The sequence below is a fragment of the Candidatus Benthicola sp. genome (assembly GCF_058719085.1).
This window is the reverse complement of the sequence record NZ_JBZQEK010000068.1, coordinates 1-23,699: the sequence shown is the minus strand read 5'-3', so window position 1 is coordinate 23,699 and position 23,699 is coordinate 1. Positions and strand designations below refer to the sequence as shown.

At 66.6% G+C, this 23,699-nt stretch carries 25 protein-coding genes and 1 tRNA gene; all 26 read right to left on the bottom strand.

The features are described 5' to 3' along the window. Nucleotides 1-18 precede the first annotated feature (18 nt). The 26 genes from AC36XV_RS05580 to frr all read right to left on the bottom strand — a co-directional run bounded on the left by AC36XV_RS05580 (nucleotide 19) and on the right by frr (nucleotide 23,608). A complete protein-coding gene (locus tag AC36XV_RS05580) occupies nucleotides 19-1,974 on the bottom strand; it encodes a penicillin-binding protein (RefSeq protein WP_492202692.1) in 1,956 nt (651 codons plus the stop codon). 16 nt (nucleotides 1,975-1,990) lie between these two features. Then, on the bottom strand, nucleotides 1,991-2,353 hold the full coding sequence (locus AC36XV_RS05575; protein ID WP_492202691.1) for a hypothetical protein: 363 nt from the start codon (nucleotides 2,351-2,353) through the stop codon (nucleotides 1,991-1,993). Further along, entirely contained in the window at nucleotides 2,350-3,288 is a 939-nt protein-coding gene (rsmH, locus tag AC36XV_RS05570) for a 16S rRNA (cytosine(1402)-N(4))-methyltransferase RsmH (protein WP_492202690.1), read from the bottom strand. Before rsmH ends, AC36XV_RS05575 begins: the two co-directional genes overlap by 4 nt. Nucleotides 3,289-3,318: 30 nt before the next feature. Continuing rightward, complete coding sequence (locus tag AC36XV_RS05565; RefSeq protein ID WP_492202689.1) at nucleotides 3,319-3,750, bottom strand: division/cell wall cluster transcriptional repressor MraZ; 432 nt, start codon at nucleotides 3,748-3,750, stop codon at nucleotides 3,319-3,321. A 220-nt stretch (nucleotides 3,751-3,970) separates the two neighbouring features. After that, the gene (locus tag AC36XV_RS05560; RefSeq protein ID WP_492202688.1) at nucleotides 3,971-5,725 is read right to left on the bottom strand and encodes a tetratricopeptide repeat protein; all 1,755 of its coding nucleotides are present in this window, start codon (nucleotides 5,723-5,725) and stop codon (nucleotides 3,971-3,973) included. Nucleotides 5,726-5,835: 110 nt separating this feature from the next. After that, nucleotides 5,836-5,910, bottom strand: a tRNA-Val gene (locus AC36XV_RS05555). Between the two features lie 6 nt (nucleotides 5,911-5,916). Next, nucleotides 5,917-6,177, bottom strand: a complete 261-nt coding sequence (locus tag AC36XV_RS05550; RefSeq protein WP_492202687.1) for a hypothetical protein — start codon at nucleotides 6,175-6,177, stop codon at nucleotides 5,917-5,919. Between the two features lies 1 nt (nucleotide 6,178). Next, nucleotides 6,179-7,183: a peptidase MA family metallohydrolase gene (locus AC36XV_RS05545; protein WP_492202686.1), complete on the bottom strand. Its 1,005-nt coding sequence runs from the start codon at nucleotides 7,181-7,183 to the stop codon at nucleotides 6,179-6,181. A 38-nt stretch (nucleotides 7,184-7,221) separates the two neighbouring features. Beyond that, nucleotides 7,222-8,196, bottom strand: coding sequence for an RluA family pseudouridine synthase (locus AC36XV_RS05540; RefSeq protein ID WP_492202720.1), 975 nt, complete (start codon nucleotides 8,194-8,196; stop codon nucleotides 7,222-7,224). Beyond that, nucleotides 8,168-8,719, bottom strand: a complete 552-nt coding sequence (lspA, locus tag AC36XV_RS05535) for a signal peptidase II (protein WP_492202685.1) — start codon at nucleotides 8,717-8,719, stop codon at nucleotides 8,168-8,170. The genes AC36XV_RS05540 and lspA overlap by 29 nt, the downstream gene beginning before the upstream one ends. Then, a complete protein-coding gene (locus AC36XV_RS05530; RefSeq protein WP_492202684.1) occupies nucleotides 8,706-9,089 on the bottom strand; it encodes a TraR/DksA family transcriptional regulator in 384 nt (127 codons plus the stop codon). Before AC36XV_RS05530 ends, lspA begins: the two co-directional genes overlap by 14 nt. Nucleotides 9,090-9,123: 34 nt before the next feature. Then, complete coding sequence (ileS, locus tag AC36XV_RS05525) at nucleotides 9,124-12,366, bottom strand: isoleucine--tRNA ligase (protein WP_492202683.1); 3,243 nt, start codon at nucleotides 12,364-12,366, stop codon at nucleotides 9,124-9,126. Between the two features lie 28 nt (nucleotides 12,367-12,394). Continuing rightward, nucleotides 12,395-13,225: a purine-nucleoside phosphorylase gene (locus AC36XV_RS05520; RefSeq protein WP_492202682.1), complete on the bottom strand. Its 831-nt coding sequence runs from the start codon at nucleotides 13,223-13,225 to the stop codon at nucleotides 12,395-12,397. Next, a complete protein-coding gene (locus AC36XV_RS05515; RefSeq protein ID WP_492202681.1) occupies nucleotides 13,222-13,782 on the bottom strand; it encodes a DivIVA domain-containing protein in 561 nt (186 codons plus the stop codon). Before AC36XV_RS05515 ends, AC36XV_RS05520 begins: the two co-directional genes overlap by 4 nt. Then, nucleotides 13,779-14,483, bottom strand: coding sequence for a YggS family pyridoxal phosphate-dependent enzyme (locus tag AC36XV_RS05510; protein ID WP_492202680.1), 705 nt, complete (start codon nucleotides 14,481-14,483; stop codon nucleotides 13,779-13,781). The genes AC36XV_RS05515 and AC36XV_RS05510 overlap by 4 nt, the downstream gene beginning before the upstream one ends. A 128-nt stretch (nucleotides 14,484-14,611) precedes the next feature. Beyond that, nucleotides 14,612-15,337, bottom strand: coding sequence for an energy transducer TonB (locus AC36XV_RS05505; protein WP_492202679.1), 726 nt, complete (start codon nucleotides 15,335-15,337; stop codon nucleotides 14,612-14,614). A gap of 4 nt (nucleotides 15,338-15,341) precedes the next feature. Beyond that, a complete protein-coding gene (locus tag AC36XV_RS05500) occupies nucleotides 15,342-15,782 on the bottom strand; it encodes an ExbD/TolR family protein (protein WP_492202678.1) in 441 nt (146 codons plus the stop codon). Nucleotides 15,783-15,785: 3 nt separating this feature from the next. Continuing rightward, nucleotides 15,786-16,208, bottom strand: coding sequence for an ExbD/TolR family protein (locus AC36XV_RS05495; protein WP_492202677.1), 423 nt, complete (start codon nucleotides 16,206-16,208; stop codon nucleotides 15,786-15,788). A gap of 33 nt (nucleotides 16,209-16,241) precedes the next feature. Further along, complete coding sequence (locus AC36XV_RS05490; RefSeq protein WP_492202676.1) at nucleotides 16,242-16,916, bottom strand: MotA/TolQ/ExbB proton channel family protein; 675 nt, start codon at nucleotides 16,914-16,916, stop codon at nucleotides 16,242-16,244. Nucleotides 16,917-17,016: 100 nt separating this feature from the next. After that, complete coding sequence (cdaA, locus tag AC36XV_RS05485) at nucleotides 17,017-17,874, bottom strand: diadenylate cyclase CdaA (protein WP_492202675.1); 858 nt, start codon at nucleotides 17,872-17,874, stop codon at nucleotides 17,017-17,019. Continuing rightward, nucleotides 17,871-18,752, bottom strand: a complete 882-nt coding sequence (gene folP, locus AC36XV_RS05480; protein WP_492202674.1) for a dihydropteroate synthase — start codon at nucleotides 18,750-18,752, stop codon at nucleotides 17,871-17,873. Before folP ends, cdaA begins: the two co-directional genes overlap by 4 nt. A 7-nt stretch (nucleotides 18,753-18,759) precedes the next feature. Then, nucleotides 18,760-20,754 carry an ATP-dependent zinc metalloprotease FtsH gene (ftsH, locus tag AC36XV_RS05475; protein ID WP_492202673.1) on the bottom strand — a complete coding sequence of 665 codons (1,995 nt, stop codon included), beginning with the start codon at nucleotides 20,752-20,754 and terminating at the stop codon, nucleotides 18,760-18,762. A 32-nt stretch (nucleotides 20,755-20,786) separates the two neighbouring features. Beyond that, the gene (gene hpt / locus AC36XV_RS05470) at nucleotides 20,787-21,371 is read right to left on the bottom strand and encodes a hypoxanthine phosphoribosyltransferase (protein WP_492202672.1); all 585 of its coding nucleotides are present in this window, start codon (nucleotides 21,369-21,371) and stop codon (nucleotides 20,787-20,789) included. Further along, on the bottom strand, nucleotides 21,364-22,770 hold the full coding sequence (gene tilS, locus AC36XV_RS05465) for a tRNA lysidine(34) synthetase TilS (protein ID WP_492202671.1): 1,407 nt from the start codon (nucleotides 22,768-22,770) through the stop codon (nucleotides 21,364-21,366). The genes hpt and tilS overlap by 8 nt, the downstream gene beginning before the upstream one ends. Then, a complete protein-coding gene (locus AC36XV_RS05460) occupies nucleotides 22,728-23,054 on the bottom strand; it encodes a hypothetical protein (RefSeq protein ID WP_492202670.1) in 327 nt (108 codons plus the stop codon). The genes tilS and AC36XV_RS05460 overlap by 43 nt, the downstream gene beginning before the upstream one ends. Then, nucleotides 23,051-23,608, bottom strand: coding sequence for a ribosome recycling factor (frr, locus tag AC36XV_RS05455; RefSeq protein WP_492202669.1), 558 nt, complete (start codon nucleotides 23,606-23,608; stop codon nucleotides 23,051-23,053). The genes AC36XV_RS05460 and frr overlap by 4 nt, the downstream gene beginning before the upstream one ends. Between the last annotated feature and the right edge of the window lie 91 nt (nucleotides 23,609-23,699).

Here is a 23,699-nt window from a genome sequence, read left to right as displayed (position 1 = left end):
GCGGATCCCCTGTTCACGTCAGCGCAGGAGAATCGTCGCGCCGCGAACGACGCGTGTTCCGGCCGAGGGCTCCTGACGGGTCACCCGCCCTGCCCCCGTGAACTCGACTCGGAGCCCGAGAGCGTGGAGTCGGGACACGGCGATTCGCGTTTCCAGTCCCGTTACGTCGGGGAGAAGGCGCTCACGGTCGGCCGACCTCGAGGTCGCAACTCCCGGTGCATCGGCGAAGCGATACGGCGAAGGGGCGGCTTCGGCTCCGCGGGCCTCCCAATCCAGGCGAACCCGACGCATCGGTTGGGTCTCGGACTGGATCAGCCCCCGTCCACGGGTCGCGAGAATGGCCTGGACCACGGTTCGCATGACGGGCGCCGCCGTCAGACCGCCATACACGTGTCCCTTCGGGTCCTCGAGCTTCGCCATGATGACCAGGCGGGGTCGATCGACGGGCGTGTAGCCCACGAAGGACGCCGCGTAGCGCCGGTCTCCGTATCCGCCAGAGCCGGCGATCCGGGCCGTTCCCGTCTTGCCCGCGACCTTGAGCGTCGCGAGGGATGCCTCGGTCCCCGTACCTCCCTCGTCCACCACCGCCTGCAGGACACCCGAGACCGCTCGGGCCGTGGCCTGATCGATCACCCGGCGGATGGTGCGAGGTTGAAAACGCCATTCCGTGCCATCCGTCGACCTCACCTCGTGGACGAGAGCCGGTTCGAACAGCTCTCCGCCGTTGGCGAGGGCGCCGTACGCCATCACGAGCTGAAGCGAAGTGGTCGAAAGCTCGTAGCCGATGGCGAGCGAGGCGGGACTGAGGGCGGACCAGCGGTCGGGCCGACGCAGGAGTCCGCCCGATTCCCCGGGTAGAGCGATTCCCGTCGGAGTCCCGAACCCGAAGTCGCGCAGATAGCGGTACTGAACCCCGGGCTCGATCCGTTCGGCGAGCTTCGCGGACCCGATGTTGCTCGAGAACTGGATCACCTCGGCCACGCTGATCGTGTCGTGCGGGTGCACGTCGGAGATGACGCGGTGTGCGGTCCGGTATTCGCCGTGTTCCGCATAGACCGGCTCGTCGAGGCTGGCCAGCCCCTCGGCGAGCAGGGTGGCGAGGAGGAACGGCTTCACGGTCGATCCCGGCTCGTACGGCGCCGTAAAGGCGGGCACGGTCCCGGCGGCTCCCTCCCGACGGGAAGCGACCGCCAGCAACTCCCCCGTGTTCGGGTCGGCCATGATGACATCGCCACCCGACGAACCGGTCTCCTCGATCGCATTCTGGAGCGCGGCCTCGGCGATGGCCTGGAGGTCGGCATCAATGGTCAGATAGACATCCCTGCCAGGCGTCGCGGTTCGATCCCGATCGGCCGGGATCGGATACAGCTCGCCCCGGGCATCGCGGCGTCCGAGGAGCTGGCCGGGCGTGCCACGCAGGAGGGAGTCCAGAACGAGCTCGAGGCCCGAAACTCCCGACGCTTCGCCGGATACGCGTCCGAGCAGTTCCCGGGCGAGGTCTCCCTCCGGATACACGCGGGTGAGGACCGGCTCGAATTCGACCGCCGGTCCCACCGACCGGGACAGCGACTCGCGCACCGCCATGCTCACCTGGCCGATCGGGATCCAACCGGTCGACCGCCTCGTCAGACGCTCGGCCTGCGACCGCGTGAGCTCGAGCATCGAGGTGATCTTGCGCGCGTCCCGAGCCGGGTCGCCGGACTGAGCTGGCGCGAAGAAGGCTCGGTACTCCTGCCGGGAGAGCGCAAGCGCCTTTCCGTTGCGGTCGAGGATGCTTCCCCTGGCCGCCGGAAGCTCGATCGTCTCCGTCGTCTGGCTGAAGGCCTGGGCCTGCCAGCGATCTCCCTGGACGATCTGCAGCTGAGCCGCCCGACTCACGAATGCGGTGGCCAACACGGCGAGGACGGCCGCGAGACCGTGCGTCCGCCGAGCATGTGTCCGCTTCGAGATCTTGCGAGTCTTCTTCGTGGCCATTGCCCTCGCCCCCGCTCTAGGGCCCGACATCCGGCAGGTGAACCACCTCATCATCGGTGGCAGGCCGCATCCCCAGGTGTGCGGCCGCCACCAGAATCCGCTCCCGTGAGGCGAGCGAATCCACGCGCACGAGCTCCTCCGACAGCCGCGTCCTCAGCACTTCTTCCTCCGTTCGGAGGACATTGATCGACTCGGCCAGCCGGTTGCCCCGGGCCGTTCGGTTGACCGATACGATCAAGGAAGTCGTGAGGGCGACCAGCGCCAGGATCGTCACGAGCTGTCGGCGACGCATCCCGGGACGGCGCCTCTTGCTCCTGCGGCCGCCCGCCGGCTTCCTTCTCTTCGTCTTCTTCGTGCCCGCCTGTCGCGCCGGCGTCATGCCCGCTCCCACCCCCGCAGACGCGCGCTACGTGCCCGCGGGTTCGCCTCCACCTCGGCTTCGCCGGGACGCGCCGGCTTCCGAGTGAGCAGGCGCCCCAGTGCCCGTCCCCTGCACTGGCATACGGGCCACTCCGGCGGGCATATGCAGTCCTGACTCCACTCCCGGAACGTTCTTTTCACGATTCGGTCTTCCAGTGAGTGGTACGAGAGGACGACCAGCCGTCCCCCAGGTGCGAGCATCTGCCGGAGAACTTCGAGCCCTTCCCGGAGTGCCCCCAGCTCATCGTTCACGGCGATCCGAACGGCCTGAAACAGGCGAGCCTTGTCCCGTTCGGCCAGGGGACGACGGAGCGCCACCGAGGCGGCCGCCACCAGATCATCCGCCGTGCTCAGTGGCTCTCGCCGGCGTCGACGAATGATCTCCCGGGCCATGCCCCGCCACTTCCTCTCTTCCCCGAACTCCCGGAAGATCCGCCCCAGCTCTTCTTCCGTCGCCGTATTCAGTAAGTCGGCTGCGGTTCTCCAACCGCCGGCTGTCCCGCCCATCCGCATGTTCAACGGTGTGCCCCGGCGGAAGGAGAAACCGCGCGCCGTCGTATCGATCTGATGGGACGACACGCCCAGATCCAGAAGGGCCCCGTTCAGACCGACGTCTATGTGTTCCTTCAGCAGTTCTGCTGCGTCCCGGTAGTTGCCCTCCAGCACCGTGGCGCGATCCGAGTAGCGAGCGAGCTGCCGTCTCGCGGCAGTCACGGCCTCGCGATCGCGGTCCAGCCCGATCAGGCGCAGCGAAGAACTCGCATCGAGCATCCGTGCTGCGTGGCCCCCGCCCCCGATCGTCGCGTCGAGGAACCACCCTCCGCGCTCCGGCTCGAGCAGCTGCAGCACTTCCTCGACCATCACCGGCTCGTGCGAATAGCGCTGCTCGGTCATGCACCCTCGCCGACCGCCCGGAACCGGAGCTCAGGCGAAAATGCCGGCCAACCGATCGCCGAAGTCGTCTCCGGTATCGCTGATCGCCCGGGCGAATCGCTCCGGGTCCCAGATTTCGATCTTGTCTATGGCTCCAACCACCTGCGCTTCGTCCCGGATACCGGCACCTTCGCGCAGACGGTCTGGAATCAGGATGCGTCCCTGCTTGTCGGGTACGACGACGACAGCGTTCGCCGTGAGGCCGAGCATCGTGTGGCGGGCGCGAGGGGCGCTTCGGGCCAGGGTGCGCAACCGCTCCTGGACCTCGGTCCACGTCTCATCGGGATAGAGGGTGAGGGCGTCCGGCTGCGCCTGGATCAGGACGAAAGACTGGGTCCCGCTGTCCCGGCGAAATGCCGCCGGCAGCGTGACCCTGCCTTTCTCGTCCACCTGATACAGGTAGCTCCCGAGGTAGCCGCCCAATTCGCACCACCACTTTCAGGCAGGAGAGGAGATATCCCCACAGTTCTCCACTTTTCCCCACTGCGCCCCATTTTACCTGTCAGGTACGTGCAGCGCAACCCCGGTCCCCCACCGGGACCCGTAGACGCAAAAAGGCCCGGCGGAACTCGTAGTTCCGCCGGGCCCTGGCCCTGCCGATCGGGGAAGGAGCGTTCCCGCGGCGTCCTGAACGCCGGGGCGATCAGCCGCCGCAGTTCTTCCGGATGATCTGCTCCTGCCGGTAGATGTACACGTCCGTGCTCTCGCGAATCTGAGCCTGGCTCTGCGGCTGCTCCGATCCGGCACGGTCGAGGTTCGGCAGCACCTGCTGGAACTTCGACAGCGCGCGACGCGCCGGCTGGCAGGCCTCGTTCGTCTCGTTGCCCTGATCGATGGCCACTCCCTGCTGGTAGTAGCCATAGGCCGTGAAGAAGTAGAGCTGGTCCCGTACCCGGCCCGGACCGGCCATGCTCGTGCCGACCTCGAACATCCGAATCGCCTCGTCGTACTGGCCGTTCTTGAAGAAGTCGTTGTACCCACGTGCCAGAAGCTGCCCCGTGACGACCTCGACATCGGCGCCGCGCTCGACCGCCGTCCTCAGATCCGCCGTACCGCCCGTGGAGTCCCCGGCCCGCAGCTTCAGGAAGCCGCGTCGCAGGTAGGCGTTCGGATAGTCCGGATTGAGCTCCAGCGCCCGATTGAGCGCCGCGATCGCGTCATCGAACCGCTCCATGCGGCCGTAGATGTCGCTGCGGATGGACCACAGCCCCGCATCCTCCGGCATGAGCGTCTGCGCGCGGTCCGCGAACGCCAGCGCCGCGTCGTAGTCGCCGAGCTCCAGATTCGCGGCGATCACGTTCCTCAGGATCTCGGGGTTCATGTCCTCGCCCTTGAGCTCGAGGACGTGATCGTAGGCCTCGACCGCGAGCCGCACCGAGGCCGTGTCGGCGATCGCCCCCGCAGCGGGGTCCGCCGTTCCGCTTGCCGTGGTCCCCTTCTTGAGAGCCACGTTGCCGAGGAACTCCCACAGGTCCGCGTTGGTCGAGTCGATCGCGATGCCTTCCTGCAGCAACTCGATCGCCTCCACCTCGCCGCCCGCCTGCGCGAGCTCGAACGCGACCGTCATGCGCACGCTCGCGTCGCCGGGATTGAAGTTCAGGTATTCGCGATACAGCTCGACGGCCCGATCCATGTTGCCGAGCTGGGCGTGCGCGTACGCGAGAGCGTTCAGCGCGTCGACCTCGGCCGGGTTGTTCTGGATCACGAACTCCAGGTCTTCCACCGCGGCGGACCAGTCCTCCAGTCCCATGTAGACCCGGCCACGCAGATAGTGTCCGGCGGTGCTCTCCGGGTTCGTGGCGAGAGCTTCCTCGCAGTTGCGCAGCGCGTCCTCGTACTGCTCCGCAGCCAGGTAGTCCTGGCAGAAGAGAAGGGCGCGCCGATAGTCAACCTGCTCTCCGAAGGCAGACACGATCACTCCGGCGGCCTGTTCGACCTCGCGGTTGCCGTCTCCGGGGACCATGAACTCGGGCACCGCGACTTCGTCCCCGCTCTTCGAATCGACGAACGTGACGTTGAGGGCATTGCCGGCGCCGGAGGCGGACACGGTGCCGGTCATTACGACGTCGGCGTTCAAGCGGCCCGCAAGCTGCCTCCACTGGATCAGCCCCAGGTCTTCTTCCTTGAGCTTCAGACGACGGAGCTCATCCTTGACCTGGTCCCAGTCGATCGCCACCAGCGTCGGAATCGCCTCGAGTCCGTCCCGGACGTCCTCGGACACCTTCTTTCCGAAGTCCTTCTTGACTCCGGGGTCGCTCTGCAGCGGCGCGACGAGCACCCTCGCGCGCCCACCCGCGCCGCCGTCGTCCTGCGCCATCACGTTGACGGGGGCCCAGATGAGCGAAACGGCCGCCACCAGAAGGCTCCGTCCGCCCCAACTCAGAATCGCACGCTTCATGTTCCGGTCCTCGATATGTTCCGTAAAACCCGCACGGGGCGTACCTCCCCACGCCACCGTTACGACACTCGATCGCCGGGGATTGTTCCTCATCGCCGGTCGATCCCACATGGGCGAAGCTGGATTCGAACCAGCGACCTCCTGCTTGTAAGGCAGGCGCTCTGGACCAACTGAGCTATTCGCCCTCTTCCTCAGCGGCCGCGACGAAACCCGACCAGCAGCCCGGCGGGGATCAGCACGACGTAGCCCGCGAACAGGAGTAGCGGCGCGAGCACGACCGAGCCCCGGTCGAGGAAGAAGTATCCAAACAAAACGACCACGACCCCAGCCAGCAGGAGAACGGCGTTCCGAGTCTCCAGCAGGCCGAACAGCCGTGGACGCTGTACGCCGTTTCCGGCTTCGCCTCCGCGGTTCCCATCCATCGCGGAAGGATACCCGCTGAGCGTTGTCAAGTCAATCAGGATCGGGCGTCCTGCCCACCGCACCCGAGATCGTCGAATCGGGGTCTCGCACGGTCGACTCGGCCGGTCGTAGAGACCCGGGCTGGGGGTCGCCCGGCATCGGCGGCGCCGCGGCTGCCCGCTCCTCGTTCCGCAGCTTCTGGAGCCGCGCACGATCGACGCGCGCCCGACGCAGCGCCACGAACAGAACGAGGCCCGTGACCGCGAGCCAGAAAACCCCGGCCCGAGAGAGCAGGTAGAGCCATCCGTACCGATCGACGAGGGAGCGCTTCCAGCGCGTCTCGAACGCGTCCTCGGTGATCCCGTAGGTTTTGCGGAGGGCCTCGGCGAACGTCTGTCCCTCTGCGAGCCGACGGAACATCGCCGACAGGCCCGGCTCACCCCCCATCGAGACGAGCTCGTGAACGGCCGTATACGAGAGCAGATAACCGATCCTGGCGTCCATGGAGTGACGCCGGAAGCGCAGGTCGATCTGCTCCAGGGTGGCGGCGCCGTTTCGTAGAAAGGCGGACTGCAGTTGCCAGGCATCCTCGAAGTTCCATTCCCCGGACACGTACTGGGCGTACCCCTCCGTGAGCCATCGGGGGTAGTTTCCCGACGTGGCCGCACCGATCGCCAGGTGAGCGATCTCGTGTCGCAGGACGGTCTTCAGCCCGCCGGGACCTCCCAGCCCGGGGCCCGTTCGAAGCGCGATTCGACGGCTGGCCGGATGTGCCGTGCCGGCCACCCAGCTCTCCTCGTGACGAAGATCCTCGGGCACTCCGGAGGCGAGATCCGCGGTGATCCACAGCTCGAGGGAGTCGATGCCCACGTCGGTCAGCGATCCGATTCCGGGAAGTGCCCTCCAGACGGCCGGATCGGCAACCAGTGTCTCGCCGAGCCCGATCAGGTCCGGATCTCCCCGCACGACGACCCGCGATGGGGCTCCCGGCACCGCCTGAGGATCCACGGGAGATGTCAGAGTGCCGGCGGCAAGGATCGGCAGAAGCGACAGCATCCCCCGGAATCCCTGGAACCTCGGGTCCCTGCCCCTGATCACGATCGAGCCCGTGCCCACCGAACGGCCGCCGCCAACCCGTCCGGAAGCGGTGACGTGAATACGAGCTCCTCGCCGGTCACGGGGTGCACGAATCCCAGTCGGGCCGCGTGGAGAAACAGGCGACCGACCCGCCGGTGGAACTCCCGGGCCCACCGGGCCCCCGCTCCGGTCATCCCCCGGTGCCAGTCCGGTCCGTACACCGGGTCCCCGACCACTGGATGCCCGAGATGTCGGAGGTGAACACGGATCTGATGCGTGCGGCCCGTATGCAGTCGGACCGCCATGAGATCGGCCGCAGGCCATCGCTCGAGCCGCCGGAAACGGGTTCGGGCCGGGCGGCCCCCTTCCACCACGGCCATCCGTTTCCGGTTCGCCGGATCCCGGCCGATCGGGGCATCGACCGCGAAGTCGTCCTCCCCGACGTGACCCCAGCAAGCGGCGAGGTAGCCACGACGGACTTCCCGGCGCGCAATGGCTCGGCTCAGCTCGGTGTGCGCGATTTCGGTGCGTGCCACCACCATCAGACCACTGGTGTCCCGGTCGAGTCGGTGAACGATTCCGGGCCGGGTGGGCTCTCCGATCGGCGACAGCGACCCGAGGTGATGCAGCAGCGCGTTGACCAGGGTGCCGTCCCGGTGTCCGGCCGCTGGGTGGACGACGATCCCGGCCGGCTTGTCGACCACGGCCAGATGCTCGTCCCGATACACGATGTTCAGGGGAATGGCTTGAGCAACGATCGCCGTGTCGGCAGCCGCGGGCACGGTCACCGTCACCTCTTCGCCGGCTCGAAGGCGGCGGCTCTTGCGCGCAGGCGAGCCTCCGACGAGCACCAGCCCCTCGGAGATGAGCTCTGCGATTCGGCTGCGGCTCAGACGCAAACGATCGGCCAGATACGCATCCAGCCGATCGTCCCGATCGTCATCGACCCGAAAGCGATGAACCTCAGCCGGTTCCCGGCTCCGGTTCGTCAGCGTGCCTCTCCTCCAGGTAGAAAGAGACGAGTAGAAGGACCGCTCCGATGCTCACGGCCATGTCGGCCACGTTGAAGATCGGCCAGCGGTGGCGACCGATTCCGACGTCGAGAAAGTCCACCACGCCAGCCTCGAACCGGAACCGATCGATGATGTTGCCGATCGCTCCTCCGCTCACGAGCGCAACGGCCAGCAGCCGCAGGCGATCGCGAGCCGGCGTCGACCGGTAGATCAATCCGAGAACGACCAGGGCGACGAGGGCGAGCACCAGAAAGAACAAGCGCGAGTGCTCGCCGATGTTGATCCCGAAGGCGGCTCCCGGATTGTGCGTGTACGTGAGACGAAAGAAGTCGCCCACGACCGGAACGGAGTAGCCGTACGTGAGCGTGTTCATCGCCCACATCTTGGTCAGGTAGTCCAGGATGACGACCGTCCCCACGACGCCCGCCAGCAGAGTCTTCTTGTTCACCTCCGGAGCGAGTGCCCGCGATTCGGAGAGGGCGCCCGACTCAGCGAGAGACACCCGTCTCTTCCTTTTCCTTGCAGCGGATGCACTGAACCGTGTGCGGCAGGGCGTCGAGCCGCTCGAAGGAGATCTCTTCCCCGCAATCCTCGCAGACGCCGAAAGTGTCAGGCGACCGGTACAGACGCCTCAGGGCCTCATCGAGGTGATACAGGTATCGGCCTTCCTTGCTGGCAAACAGAAACGCCTTCTCGCGCTCCATTGCATCGGTCCCCTGATCGGCCATGTGAAAGCTGTAGGCCGAAAGATCGCCGTCCGACGCCTGCATACTGTTCGAAAAGGACTCGTCGTAGTGACCCAGGTCCTTGAGCGCCCTCTCCCTGAGCTTGAGGAGTCGCTTCTCGATGTGCTTCAGGTCCTTCTTCTTCATCCCGTTGCCCCGATCTCGCCTATATAGGCATGTATCAGCCCGTTCGGTCCGCGGATTCCGAACCGTCCATGCGGCTCAGTCCGAGGATCACGCTTTCTCCATCCACTTCAACGGACGCCGAGTGCGCGAGGTCCGTCGTCTCCGCCGCATCCAGCGTCCATCCGACAGCCAGCGTCTCGCCGGCAATGTACTCCCGGTGCTGCCGTACGGCCCGCTGCAGGCGTTCCGATCCGATCACCATTCCGAGGTGAATGCGATCGCTCACCTGCAGTCCCGAGTCGCGCCGCAGTCTCTGTACGCGGCTCACCAGCTCACGGGCCAGCCCCTCCGCCTCGAGCTCCTCGGTGACCGTCGTGTCGAGGCCCACCAGATAGCCGCCCTGGCTCTGAACCGTCAGGTGACCGGAGGCCTCTTCCAGCACCTGCACCTCGTCCGGCCGGATCTCCACCTCCTCATCGTCCACCCGAACGGTCACGACCTCTCCGATCCCGAGCCGACGAACCGAATCCGCGTCCAACTCCGTCACGGCCCGGGCGATCCGAGGCGTTCGACCGCCATGCCTCGGCCCCAACTGCGCAAAGTCCGGTTTCGCGGACAGCCGCACAATATCGCCACTTCCGGACGGGAATACAACTTCCTTCACGTTCAGTTCCTGAAGCAGGATCGCTTCCAGCTCCGGACCCGGCCTCGATCCGCCCGGGATGATCGCCTGAAGCGTTCCGAGCGGCTGCCGTACCCGGACGCCCGCTGCCTCACGGGCCGCCCGGCCGAGCGTGGAGAGGCGCCGCACGTCCTCCATGCGTCGCTCGAGATCCGGGTCACTCCACCCGAACCCGTCGGGAAAGTCCGCCAGGTGCACCGAACCGCCCGTGAGTCGGCGGTGAAGCCAGTCCGTCAGAAACGGCGAGATGGGCGCGAGCACCAGCGACGTGACGGTCAGTGCCCGGTACAGGGTCGAGAACGCATCGTCGGTGCTGCTCCGCGCCTCCCGGTCGTCCGCTCTCGCTCCGGTGGCCCAGAATCGATCCCTCGTCTGCCGGACGTACCAGTTGGAGAGGTCGTCGAGGACGAACGAACTGATCCGTCTCGCCGCCCGCGTGAGGTCGAGGGACTCGTAGTCGTCCCGCACGGCGGCCACCAGACCGTCGATCCGGCTCAACAGCCACCGATCCACGGCCTCCCGGGACGAGGGCTCGGAGGGATCCGCCGTCTCGTGGTTCCAGCCTTCCAGATCCGCATACATCGCGAAGAAGCGGTAGGTGCTGCGCAGCGTGTCGAACAGCTTGCGGTTCGTCTCCCGCAAAGCGTCGCCGTCCCACTTCTTCGGCAGCCACGGATTGCTCGAGGAAAGCAGATAGAATCGGAGAGCATCGGCGCCGTACTCGGACACCGTGTCCCATGGGTCGACGACGTTCCCGCGGGACTTGGACATCTTCTGACCGTCCTGATCCAGGATCAGGTCGTTGACGACCACGCTCCGGTACGCCGGTTGCTCGAATACGAGGGTCGAGATGGCGAGCAGCGAATAGAACCACCCGCGCGTCTGGTCCACGCCTTCGGCGATGAAATCTGCCGGAAAGTGCGACTCGAATTCCGCTTCGTTCTCGAACGGATAGTGCCATTGGGCGAACGGCATGGAGCCCGAGTCGAACCAGGCGTCCATGACCTCCGGAACGCGCCGCATGACACCGCCGCAAGCCTCGTGACCGCACGGCCACGTGAGTTCGTCGATATAGGGGCGGTGCGGGTCGAACCCCTCCGGCAGGTCTCCCGCGTGGCTCTCCAGTTGAGAAAAACCACCGATGACGTCGAGGTGTTCAGGGTCGCGATCGCACACCCATACCGGCAGAGGGGTCCCCCAGTACCGGTCGCGCGACACCGCCCAGTCCACGTTGCCGGCCAACCACTCGCCCATCCGACCTGAGCCCATCTCCGGAGGATGCCAGTCGACCGAATCGTTGTTCGCGAGAAGCCGCTCCCGCGCCGCGGTGGTGCGGATGTACCACGAATCCCGGGCCATGTAGAGGAGCGCGCTGTCGCACCGCCAGCAGTGCGGATAGCTGTGCTCGTACATCTGCCTTCGATAGAGGCGATCCGCTTCCGCGAGACCCTCGATGATCGCGCGGTCCGTATCGGGGTCCTTCACGAAGCGTCCCGCCAGCCCACCGGGCACCCGCTCCACGAAGCGGCCATCCGAATCGACGGTGTGCTGCATGGGCAGACCGGCCCGGGCCCCCAGCTCGAAGTCGTCCTCACCGTACATCACGGCCGTGTGGACCACGCCCGTTCCGTCCTCCACGGTCACGAAGTCCGCTTCCAGCACGGTCCACGCTGCGGGGTGGTCCGCAGCCTCGACCGCACCCGGAAACAGGGGTTCGTATCGGAGGCCGGCGAGTTCCTTTCCAGAAACGACCTCGAGGACATCGTACGGGTGACGGAGGACATCTCCGGCGCGTGCGGAGGCGACGATGAGCTCTTCACCGACCCGCGCGCCGCGAGGAATACCGTCACCCGCCTCGTTCGGCTCGCGCACCCGGACGCGCAGGTACTCGATCTCCGGACCGACCGCGAGGGCCACGTTACCCGGAAGAGTCCATGGCGTGGTCGTCCAGCTCAGGATCGATGCCCCGGCCTCGTCGTCCCGCAGCCTGAACTTCACGTACACGGACGGCTCCGAGACCGTCCGGTAGCCCTGCGCCACTTCGTGGCTCGACAGCCCGGTACCGCACCGCGGGCAATACGGGAGAACCTTGTATCCCTTGTACAGGAGACCCTTTTCGTGAATGCGCGCCAGGGCCCACCACACCGACTCGATGTACCGCTCCGTGCAGGTGACGTATGCGTTGGCATAGTCGAGCCAGTATCCGATGCGTCTCGATAGACGCTCCCAGTCCTCCTTGTACGTGAACAGGTTCTCGCGACAGATCTCGTTGAAGCGGGCGATTCCGATGCGCTCGATCTCCGGCTTTCCCGAGATCCCGAGCTGCTTTTCCGCCTCGATCTCGACCGGCAGACCGTGCGTGTCCCAACCCGCGATCCGGGTGACGTGACGCCCGTCCATTGCCTGGAAGCGGGCGACCGTGTCCTTGATCGTGCGGGCGAGCACGTGATGGACCCCGGGTCGACCGTTCGCCGTGGGGGGGCCCTCGTAGAACACGAACTCCCGAGCGCCCTCTCGGAGCTCGAGGCTGCGGTGAAACGTGTCCTCGGCCTCCCACGTGTCGAGCACTTCCTGCTCGAGGTCGACGGCTCGTTCGGGAAGCGGACGGTAACTCATCGGCGTTCAGGCTCCGGATTTCATGATTTCAGGCGCGGGCGACCGTGGCCCGGACGAGGTGACCGAGATCCGGCTCCGCTTCCCCGGCCACCCGGACGATGGTCTCGATGTCCGCCGGTTCGAGCGCATCCGGCAGGCACGCATCGGTGATGATCGACAGTGCGAGCACCCGAATCCCCACCTGACGGGCGACGATCACCTCCGGCACGGTCGACATTCCGACGATGTCGGCGCCGAGCGCCCGCAGCATCCGATACTCGGCTGCGGTTTCCAGGCAGGGACCGGCCACGGCCACGTACACGCCTTCGCGAAGGCGGATACCGAGCCGGAGAGCCTCCTCCCTCGCGATACGGGCGAGATCCTCGTCGTATGCCCTCGACATGTCGGGAAAACGAGGCAGCGCCGGGTCCACGTGAGCTCCGACGAGCGGGTTGTCGCCCAGCAGGTTGATGTGGTCCGTGATCAGCACCAGATCTCCCGGCTCCCACAGGGGATTCATGCCACCGCTCACGTTGGACACGATCATCCGCTCCACGCCCAGCGCCCGCAGGACCCGCACCGGCAAGGTGACGTCAGCCAGGCGGTATCCTTCGTACAGGTGGGTGCGCCCCTGCATCACGGCGACGGTCCGTCCTTCCAGCGCTCCGAAGATCAGGCGACCCGCGTGCGTCTCCACCGTGGAAGGCGGAAATCCCGGCAGGCGCCCGTATTCGATCGCGATCGGGTCGATCAACTCGTCTGCGAGTCCGCTCAGTCCCGTGCCGAGAATGATGCCCATCTCCGGCCTGCGGTCCGTGACCTCCCGGACGGCCTGAACGCCGTCCGCCACGCTTTGCGCGACCGGCGCCGCGTCGATCACTCCGCGCCTGTCCCATCCCCGGGCGTCGCGACCGGTTCTCCGGGATCGGGGGAACCGGACTCGGCCGCCCCCGCGCCAGCGGCCGGGGCGGGTCGCTCGAGCCGCTCTTCCTCCTGCTCCACCTCGCCGAGGAATCGCTCGAGCAGCGAGCGCATCCCGCGGAGGAAACTCGCCCTCCGAGCCTGCAGCTCGTTCAGGATCCTCTCGGAATCGTGAACGTCCGTGCGGGCCTTCATCAGGAGGCGCTCGCTCTGCTGCTCGGCCTCCCGGAGTCTCAGGCTGGCCTGCTTCTCGGCCTGCATCCTCGCTTCCTCGCGCAGCTCCTGTGCCGCGATGAGCGCTTCGTTGAGTGCCCGCTCCCGTTCTTCGAACCCCACCAGGCGTTCTCGCAGGAGACGGACCTCCTCCCTGAGCCGAACCTCCTCCTGCACCACCGAGTCGAGGCGATCCGCCACGAGATCGAGGAACGCGTCGACCTGGGCCGGCTCGTACCCGCGAACGGTGCGGCGCAGGTCATCCTTCTTCTTTCTCACGTCCAGCGGCGTAAGGTCCATCATACCTCCGGTCTCTCCCCCAGCAGCACGGTCCCGAGCCGGAGCTCGGTGCTGCCCTCCTCGATGGCGATCTCGAAGTCGTTGCTCATACCCATCGACAGCCCCGACGCCTGAAACCCCGGAATCTCCCGCCGACACCTCTCCAGGCACTCCCGCGTCCGGGCGAACGTCTGCCTCAACACCTTCACGTCCGTCGTGTACGGTGCCATCGTCATGAGCCCTTCGACTCGGAGCCTGTCCAGCTCCATGATCCTGCCGACGGCGTCCACCAGCTCGGCGGGCTCGAATCCGCCCTTCTGCTCCTCCCCGGCCGCGTTCACCTGTACGAAGACCGCCAGCTCCTCGCGCGATCGGCGCTCGGCGTCGGCCTGCAGGCGGCGGGCGAGCCGAAGCGAGTCCACCGACTCGATGGCATCGAAGAGCTCGACCGCGCGTCCCGCCTTGTTTCTCTGAAGGTGCCCGATCATATGCCACTTCAGACCCAAGCGCCCGAGCTCCGCCTGTTTGGCGTCCGTCTCGCCGACGCGGTTCTCGCCGATCGCCTCGAAGCCGATCGAAGCAACCGCGCGGATGACCTCCGGACCGTGTCCCTTGGTCACGGGAAGCACCCTGACGTCCGCCGCGTCACGGCCCGCCCGGCCGGCGGCCCGTTCGATGACGTCGCGGATTTCATCCGCCCGGTCCCTGATCTGCGTCTCGTTCACGGCGGGAGTCTACGGCGGGTCAAGGGGAGCGGCAACGGAATGCCCGACCGATCCGATCCCAAAAAGAGTGGAGCCGCCCGCCGTTCGGCAAGCGGCTCCACCGGAAGCCGGGTCGCGCCGCAGGCGCGTCAGCGCGTGACGCTGAAGTCGATCGGCTGCGCGATCCAGACCCCGACAGGCTTGTCCCGGTTCATGGCCGGGGAAAACTGCATCTGCTCGACGATCTGCTCGGCCGCGCTGTCCAGGGCCGGGTAGCCGCTGGACGTGTTGATCTGCGAGCGAGCTGCGTTGCCCTGCTCATCCACGAACACCCAGAGGAGCACTCGCCCTCCGATGCCCGCCTCCTTGAGCATCGGCGGATACAGGCGCTCCAGGAGCTGGCGAATCTCCCGGCCGTTCTTCAGCCTCGGCTCCACGTCGCGTGCGATGTACGACGGGGTGGCCGAGGGATCCGCTCCCTGCGGGGGCGGCGGGAGGTTCTCGACCGGGTTTTCTTCGAAGGTGGTCGGCGCGATCGTGATGTCTTCGCTGACTTCCGCGGCCGCTACGCGCGGCGTCGCCGGACGAGCGATCTGCTCGGGAGGAGGAGGAATCTTCACCTCCGGCGGAAGCTCGATCGCAGCGAGCTCCTCCGAGACGACACCCAGATCCGCTGCCTCGAGCTGCGGGAAGAACTCGAACACCGCGAAATGAACCGCGGTCGCCACGATCACGCACAGGTACGTGAGACCGGCGTAGCTCTGCTTGAAGCGGTCGTTCGCGGGCAGGAACGCGGCCGCGCTCGCCCGTTTCGCCTCCCGGGCCTTCCGGGCCTCATCCCGGCTCGTGATCTTCTGTTCATCATGTGGGTTCACGAGACTACCTCCTGGCCCTCTGGACCCGCTGCTCCACGCGCGTGGCGAACGTCACCCGGACGGCGCCGGACGCCTGCAACTGCTCCGTGATCGTGTTGATCTGGCTGTAGGGAACATCCCTGTCGCCACGGATCGCCACCACGAGCTCACGGTTCTCGGCGTAGATCGGCCGTACCACGTCGGCGATGTTGTCGTACGGAACCACCTGGTCGTTGATGTACACCGTTCCATCCGGCTCGACCCAGATGTGAAGGATGTTCTTGCGTTTCTCGTCGATCTTCTCGGTGGCTTCCGCGGTCGTCCACTCGATGGTCCGCTTCTTCTCCTTCCGGAACACCGTCGACACCATGAAGAAGATCAGCAGCAGGAACGCGATGTCCGCCAGGGACGACGAGGGGATGTCCTCGCTTGCACCCGACTTGCGCTCGAAGCCCTTCTTGGCCATGCCTTACTCCTCGAGAATCTGCAGAGAGATGCGTTCGGCTCCCGCCTTCTTCACTTCATCCAGTACGTTCACCATGTGCCGGTAGGCGGCATTCGGATCGGTCTTGACCGCCGCGATCAGGTTGGCGTTCTGCGCGAGCTCCTGGCGGAGGATGATCTCCACCTGTCGGTACTGAACGACCTGCTCCTGCTCGCTCTCCCCACGCTTCACGACCACCGATCCGTCCGGCCGGACGATGAAGAAGATGAGGTTCTTCGCCGACACGTCCTGCTCCTCGGACTGCTCCGGGAGGACGATCGGAAGACCCTTCTCCTCGTTGAACACGGTGGTGGTCAGAAAAAACACCAGGAGAAGGAAGGCGATGTCCGCCATCGAGGCCGTCGGAATCTCATCCGACACGCGCTCCTTACGATTCAGAATCGGCATGCTGCGTCCCCTCGCTCTTCGGCTTGACCGTCGTCAGCCCTGCGCTCCACCGGCCTTTGCTTCGGCGCGCTTGCGGGCCTCGGCGTTCCAGATCAGGTCCAGGACCGCCTGCGCGCCCTTCTCCATGTCCATGATCAGGGTATCGATCCGGCTCACGAACCAGTTGTAGAAGATGTTGACCGGGATGGCGATCGCCAGGCCCGAAGCCGTGGTGATCAGCGCCACCTTGATCCCCGAGGCCACCAGCGCGGGCTCCACCTGCCCGGCGGCCTCGATCGCCGCAAACGCCGCGATCATGCCGATCACCGTGCCCAGAAAGCCCAGCATCGGGGCCACGTTGGCGATGGTGGCCAGGACGTTCATCCCGCGCTCCAGAAAATCGAGCTCGATGCTGCCGGTGGTCGAAATGGCCTTCTCGATGTCCTTGCCCTGCTGATTGTCCTTGACCCGGGTCAGACCCGAGACGAGGATCGCCGCCACCGGGCCGCGGGTCTCCCGCGCCGTCTGCATGGCCTCGTCCAGCCTGCCCGTCGTCCCGAGCTCCTCGATCGACTGCAGGAGCTTCTGGGAATCCAGGTGGGCGACCAGCAGGGTCCACCCCTTGGCCAGGATGACGCCGAGCGCCACCAGCGAGCAAAGGACCAGGGGAATCATCATGAAACCCCCGTCACGGAAGATCGTCAGCAGTTCATAGCTGGTGTCTTGCACCCGAGCCGTCTCCGTTATGCGTTGACGAAATCACCAATTCGTCCGAGGAAACCTAGTTTACCGGCACACACGGGCACAGTCAACGCGATTCCTGCACGCCTCATTCGCCTCCTGCGGCCACTACACCGGAGCGATCCACCGGGTCCAGGGCGGGAGCGGAGGCGGGCCCCTCCACGGACGTCTCCTCTTCCCCGCCGGCCGCGAGCCTCGATTCGAGGTCGTCGGGCCGCAGCCCGCGGTACAGCACGCCCCTGTGCGCCAGCGAGATCTGGCCGGACTCCTCCGAGATCACCACGACCAGGGCATCGGTTTCCTCCGATAGACCGAGTGCCGCCCGATGGCGGGTTCCGAGGGACCGCTCGAGTCTCGGCGACTCCGAGAGACGCAGGATGACCGACCCCGCGTACGCCACCTGGTCGCGCCGCACGATGACGGCCCCGTCGTGGAGAGGCGAGTACGGAGTAAAGATCGTGGTGAGCAGTTCGGCGGTCACCTGCGCGTTGATCGGCGTGCCGTGATCGACGTGGTTGGCGAGATCGACCTGCCGTTCGACGGCGATGATCCCCCCGATCTTCGCCTTGGCCAGGCGATCCGAGGCTTTCACGATCTCTTCCACGACCTCCTGCTGCTCCTTGCGGGCGAACAGCTGGAAGAGCCTGGATCGGCCGAGCCGTGCCAGCGCCGCCCGGATCTCCTGCTGGAAGATGACGATCAGCGCGAAGGCGCCGTAGGTGAACACCTGGGACAGGATGTACGGGATGAGACGGAGACCCGCGGCCTGCGCGAGGACGTACACCGAGACCAGCAGGACGAACCCGAGAAGCACCTGGAAGGCTCTCGTGCCCGTGTACATGAGAAGGATCCTGTACACGAGCCACGCCACGATGAGGATCTCGGCCAGGTCCTTCACCGCGAACTGATCCAGCAGGAACCGGACGTAATCGAAGATCGCGCTCATCCCGGCACGCTCACTGCAGCGGTCCGCACCGCCCACGCAACGTCGAGAGCCCGCCGCACCGCCCGGACGTCGTGCACCCGGAACAATCTCGCTCCCCGTTCCAGCGCCGCCAGACACGCCGCGATCGTCCCCTCGACCCGGTCCCCCACGTTCACATCGAGAAGCTTGCCGAGGAACGACTTCCGCGACGGTCCGACGAGGATCGGACGACCGAGCGACTGGAGTTCTCCGATGCGTCCGATGAGCTCGAGGTTGCCTTCGAGGGACTTGCCGAAGCCGATCCCCGGGTCCACCACCAGCCGGTCGGGTTCGCAGCCTCGCTCGAGTGCGATCGCGATCGAGCCCCGCAGACCCTCCCGCACTTCACCGATCAGATCGGCGTACAAGGTATCGCTCTGCATCGTCTCCGGCGTGCCGCGCATGTGCATCAGGATCAGCCCCATCCCGTACTTCGCGGCCACGTCGGCCAGAGTCGGCTCGAAACGCAGCCCCGAGATATCGTTGAGGACGACCGCACCCGCCTCGGCTGCACGCTCGGCCACGACCGCCCTCCGGGTGTCGACCGAGACGGGGATGCCGCGTCCCGCCAGCGCGGACACCACAGAACCGATGCGGCCCCACTCCTCGTCCGCCTCGACCGGTCGAGCGCCGGGTCGGGTCGACTCACCCCCCACATCGATGAGTTCCGCCCCGTCATCCAGCATCCTCTCGGCCGCGGCCACCGCCGCTGCCGAGCTCCGATAGGCGCCGCCATCCGAGAAGGAGTCCGGCGTGAGATTGAGGATCCCGAGGACGATCGGCCGATCGACGCGAATCCCGTCGTCTCTCACCATCCAGCGGTGCGGGTCGGCGATCACCGATCGATCGTGTCCGGGCACGGCGACCTCACGCCAGAGCCGGCGAGGGTTCTCCTCCTCCCCCCGTCTCTTCGCGAGGGAGGTCCGACGCCCGGCTCGTGCCGGGAGAAGCGGGAAGCTCGGCCGGCCCGGCGGGCTGTGCTCCGCGAAGCGGAGGGAGAGCGCCGCCGTCCTCGAGCGTGCGGACGTCGTCCGCATCCAGCGTCTCCCGCTCGAGCAACGCCTCGGCGATCGAGGTCAGCAGGTCTCTGTTCTCCGTGAGCACCCGCTCCGCCTTTCGGTAGGCTTCATCGAGCAGCCGCTTGATCTCGGCGTCCACCAGCTCGGCTGTCTTGTCCGAGACCTCCCGTCGCTGGCTGAACTCCCGGCCGAGGAAGATCTCGTGCTCCTGCTCGCCGACGGCGATGGGTCCGAGCGCTTCCGACATTCCGAATTGCGTCACCATGCGGCGCGCGATCCCGGTCGCCCTCTCGATGTCGTTGCCCGCACCGGTCGTGATCTTCGCCGACCCGAAGATCATCTCCTCGGCGACGCGCCCGCCGAACAACATCACGAGCTGGCCCTCGAGCCACTCCTTGGTGTAGTTGTGCCGGTCCTCCTCCGGGAGCGAGGCCGTCACTCCGAGGGCCCTTCCCCTGGGCACGATGGTGACCTTGTGAAGCGGATCGAGTCCGGGCACGCGGCGAGCGATCACCGCGTGTCCTGCCTCGTGATAGGCCGTCACCCGTCGCTCTTCCTCCGAGATCACCATGCTCCTGCGCTCGGCGCCGAGCATGACCTTGTCCTTGGCGGCCTCGAAGTCGTCCATGTAGACCCGGTCCTTGTCGTGCCGGGCCGCGAGAAGCGCGGCCTCGTTCACGATGTTGGCGAGGTCGGCGCCCGACAGGCCGGGCGTCCCCTTGGCCAGGACCTTGAGATCCACGTCGTCCGACAGGGGGATCTCCTTGGTGTGAACGCGCAGGATGCCCTCCCGGCCGTTCACGTCCGGGCTGTCGACCACGATCTGTCGATCGAACCGGCCAGGTCGAAGAAGCGCCGGATCGAGAACATCGGGCCGGTTCGTCGCCGCGAGAAGGATGACGCCCTCGTTGGACTCGAAGCCATCCATCTCGACGAGCAGCTGATTGAGGGTCTGCTCGCGCTCGTCGTGGCCCCCGCCGAGCCCGGCGCCACGGTGCCTGCCCACGGCATCGATCTCGTCGATGAAGATGATGCACGGAGCGTGCGACTTGCCCTGCTCGAAGAGGTCCCGGACCCGGCTCGCCCCCACGCCGACGAACATCTCGACGAAATCGGAGCCGCTCATGGAGAAGAACGGCCGTCCCGCCTCACCGGCCACAGCCCTCGCGAGGAGGGTCTTCCCGGTGCCCGGCGGTCCCACGAGCAGGGCCCCCTTCGGAAGGCGGCCGCCGAGCCGACGGAACTTGGCCGGATCCTTCAGGAACTCGATGATCTCCTTCAGATCTTCCTTGGCCTCGTCCGCCCCCGCCACGTCCGCGAAGGTGACCTGTGGGGTGTCCCCCGTGAGGAGCTTCGCCTTCGATTTGCCGAAGCTGAAGGCGCGCGATCCTCCGGCCTGCATCTGCCGGAAGAAGAAGAACCACAGGCCGATGATGAGGATCCACGGAAGGACCGAGATCAGGTAGTTGACCCAGTTTGCCCCCGCCTCTTCGGCCTTCACCTCGACCCCGGAAGCCTCCAGCCCATCGATGAGCTCCTGGCTCGCTTCGGTCGGAAGAAGCGTGTGGAACTCGCTCACGGGCTGACCCTCGACCTGCATCGGAGCCCTGAGCTCGCCCTCGACCTTCCGGCCCTCGGTGAAGGTCACGGAACGAACGTTCTCGGCATCCAGCTGCTCACGAAACTCCGTGTACGTGAGCTCCCGCTGCATCTGCCGGCTCGTTTCCATCACCTGGAAGATGGCGAGCGGAATCAGTATCACGAGGGCCCAGAAGGATGCGGTGCGCAGAAAGCGCCCCGCCTTCGGGTCCCGGTTTCCGTCTTCGGGATTGGTCTTAGCCACGTCTGTCTATCCTGTACCGTGCGAACGCCGGGTCATATGCTGGCCACGAAGGGGAGATGTCTGAAATCCTCCGCATGGTCAAGCCCGTAGCCGACGAGAAAATCGGTCGGCGCATCGAAGCCGACCCACCGGGGCTCGAGCTCCAGACCCTCGGCGATGTTCTTGTGTAGCAGCGCGCAAAGCTCCACGGAGGCCGGCGAGCGGCTCTCCAGCGCCCGCGCGAGCCGGTTGATCGTATTCCCGCTGTCCACGATGTCCTCGACCAGGATGACGTGCCTGCCCTCGATCGGCGCCGTCGGATCGTAAAGCAGCTTCACGTCTCCCGACGAGGTCATCCCGGACCCGTAGCTGGAGGCCACGATGAAGTCCATGTGCAACGGACGGTCGATGTGCCGGACCAGGTCGCTCATGAAGATGAACGATCCCTTGAGCAGCCCCAGCACGAGCACGTCGTCACCGGGACCGTAGTGGGCGGCGATCTCCGCTCCCATCTCCCGTACCCGGCCGGCGATGGCATCCGCGCTGAACACGACGCGCTTGAGCTCGCGTCCGCCGGTTCTCGCCATCAGACCTTCCGGGGTCAGGTACGGCGCCCCTTCCCGCGCGTGATCATTCATCGTCGAGCTCGAACTCCAGGAAGGAGGGCCGGTCATCCGACTCCCGCCGCGCATCGGCTGCGGTCAGTCCATCGATCCAGAGCACGTTCCCATCCCGGTCCGCCAGCACCGGAATCCGGTCGCGCTCGCTCGCCGGAATGCGACGGTCGGCGAACAGTTTCTTCAGCTTCCTCGTGCCACCGGGCAGACGAATCCGGTCTCCCGGCTGCCAGCCGCGGAATGTCAACGGATAATGACCCGGGTGCACGGCGACGGCAATCCGTCCCGAAGGGATCGTCCGTCTCGTCGACGGCCGCCACCGAAGGCGAACGGTGCGACCGGGAAGCGACAGGCGACCCGAGCCCGGTTCGCGACCGACCGGCACCGCCTGCGGCCGGGGCCGATCCCGCCCGGGACCGATCGCGATGCGGCCGTACTCCCGGGACACCTCCAGTCCGCCTCCGATCGTCACGTAGCCGCCGCTGTGGCCCTCCGTGATAAACGCTACCGCAGCACGGGTTCCTCCGGCGGTCAGGCGTACTCCGGCCTCGCCCGCGATCCTGCGAACCAGAGCGGCAAGCAGTTCAGGCCCCGCCGCGCGCACTTCGGCGAGCCTGAGCTCGATCCGACCGCCGCGGCACGGACCCGCTCTCGTGGCCTCGATCAGACCGTCGACCACTCGCTCGAGGAGATCGTGCGCCCTGCGAGCCGAGGTCGCCAGCGAGAGCAGGCGATGCACGGTGTCCGGCGCCAGAGACGGCAACACCTTCGTGCGCAGCCTGGACCGGGTCCAGCGCGTGTCGAGATTGGAGGGGTCCTCGATCCACGTCGATTCCGATTCTCGCAGATACGCCTCGAGCTCCGCCCGACGAAGGTCCAGCATGGGACGAACGAGAGCGCCACGCCGCTCCGGGATTCCCGCCAGTCCCCGCAGACCCGTTCCCCGCATGAGGTGGAAGAGAACCGTTTCGGCCTGGTCATCGGCCTGGTGTCCCAGCGCGATGCGATCCGCCCGGCGCTCCTCCCTCAATCGCTCCAGCCACGCAAGGCGCGCGGCCCGCAGGTCGGCCTGGGTCGTCCTCAGGAGACCGGCGGGACGGCCGAGATGAAACGCGACCCCGAGGGAGTGGGCGACGGAAGCGGCGAAGGCGGCGTCGGCGGCGGAGCGGGGGCGGACGCCGTGATCGAAATGGGCGGCCTCGACGTGGATCGCCAGATCACCCGACGTCTCGAGCAGGAGACGAAGCAGCGCGGTGGAATCCGGCCCGCCGGAAAGCGCCACCAGGACGCGCGTTCCTGGAGGAATCAGGTCCGCGTCGCGTTCGAGGGCTGCCCGGAAGACCTTCGCGACCTCCCGGTGTTCCGATCCGTCGTTCGCTACGGCTTCCCCCTGTCCGGCCCCAAGAGGCGGTCTCGCCACGTTCCCGCGCTCCGATCGAACCTCAGCGTCTCGGGGACGGTCACCCGGACCGCCGCCGGGGTCCGCTCCGTCTGCGCCGCATCGTCCGCCGCCTCGGACCGAGGAGCGGGAGACTTCGCATCGATCACGGCGCCCTTCTGGCTCGGAGCGAGGGTCCGGCTTCTTCCGAACACGTAGACGTCGAACGCCCGTTTCACGTCGATCCGGGACGGCAGGCCGGGCCTCGGCGCCACGGACTCCACTCCCGGCTCCGGGGCGGTCGAGAAGCGAGGTGTTTCGGTCATACCTCCATCACTTCCTTTTCCTTGCGCTCGAGCATCTCGTCCAGCTTCTTGATGTGCCCGTCGGTCAGTTCCTGGAGCATGTCGAGCTCCCGGCGCATCTCGTCCTCGGAGATGTCCCCGTCCTTCTTCTGACGCTCGATCTCCGACTTCGCCTTGTGCCGCGCGTGCCGGACGGCGACCCGTCCCTCTTCCGTCATGCGGTGGAGCACCTTCACCATCTCCCGCCGGCGCTCCTCGGTAAGAGGCGGAATGCTGACCCGGATGATGTTGCCGTCCACGGACGGATTGAGCCCGAGGTCCGCCGATTGGATGGCCTTCGACACCGTATTCACCAGGTTCGTGTCCCAGGGCTGCACGACCAGCAACTGCGGCTCGGGCGCCGTGACCGTCGCCGTCTGCTTGAGCGGCATCTTCGAACCGTAGGCATCGACCTGGACCGTATCGAGCAGCGAGGGCGCCGCCTTCCCCGTCCGGACGGTGGCGAACTCCCTCGAGATCGCTTCGAGGTTCTTGTCCATCTGCAGGGAAGCTTCTTTCAGCGTCTGGCTGACCATCGGGTCTCCCCCTTCAGGTTACGAGTGTGCCGATCCGCTCGCCGCGCAACGCAGCCAGGATCGCCCCGGGCTTGCCGATGTTGAGTACGAT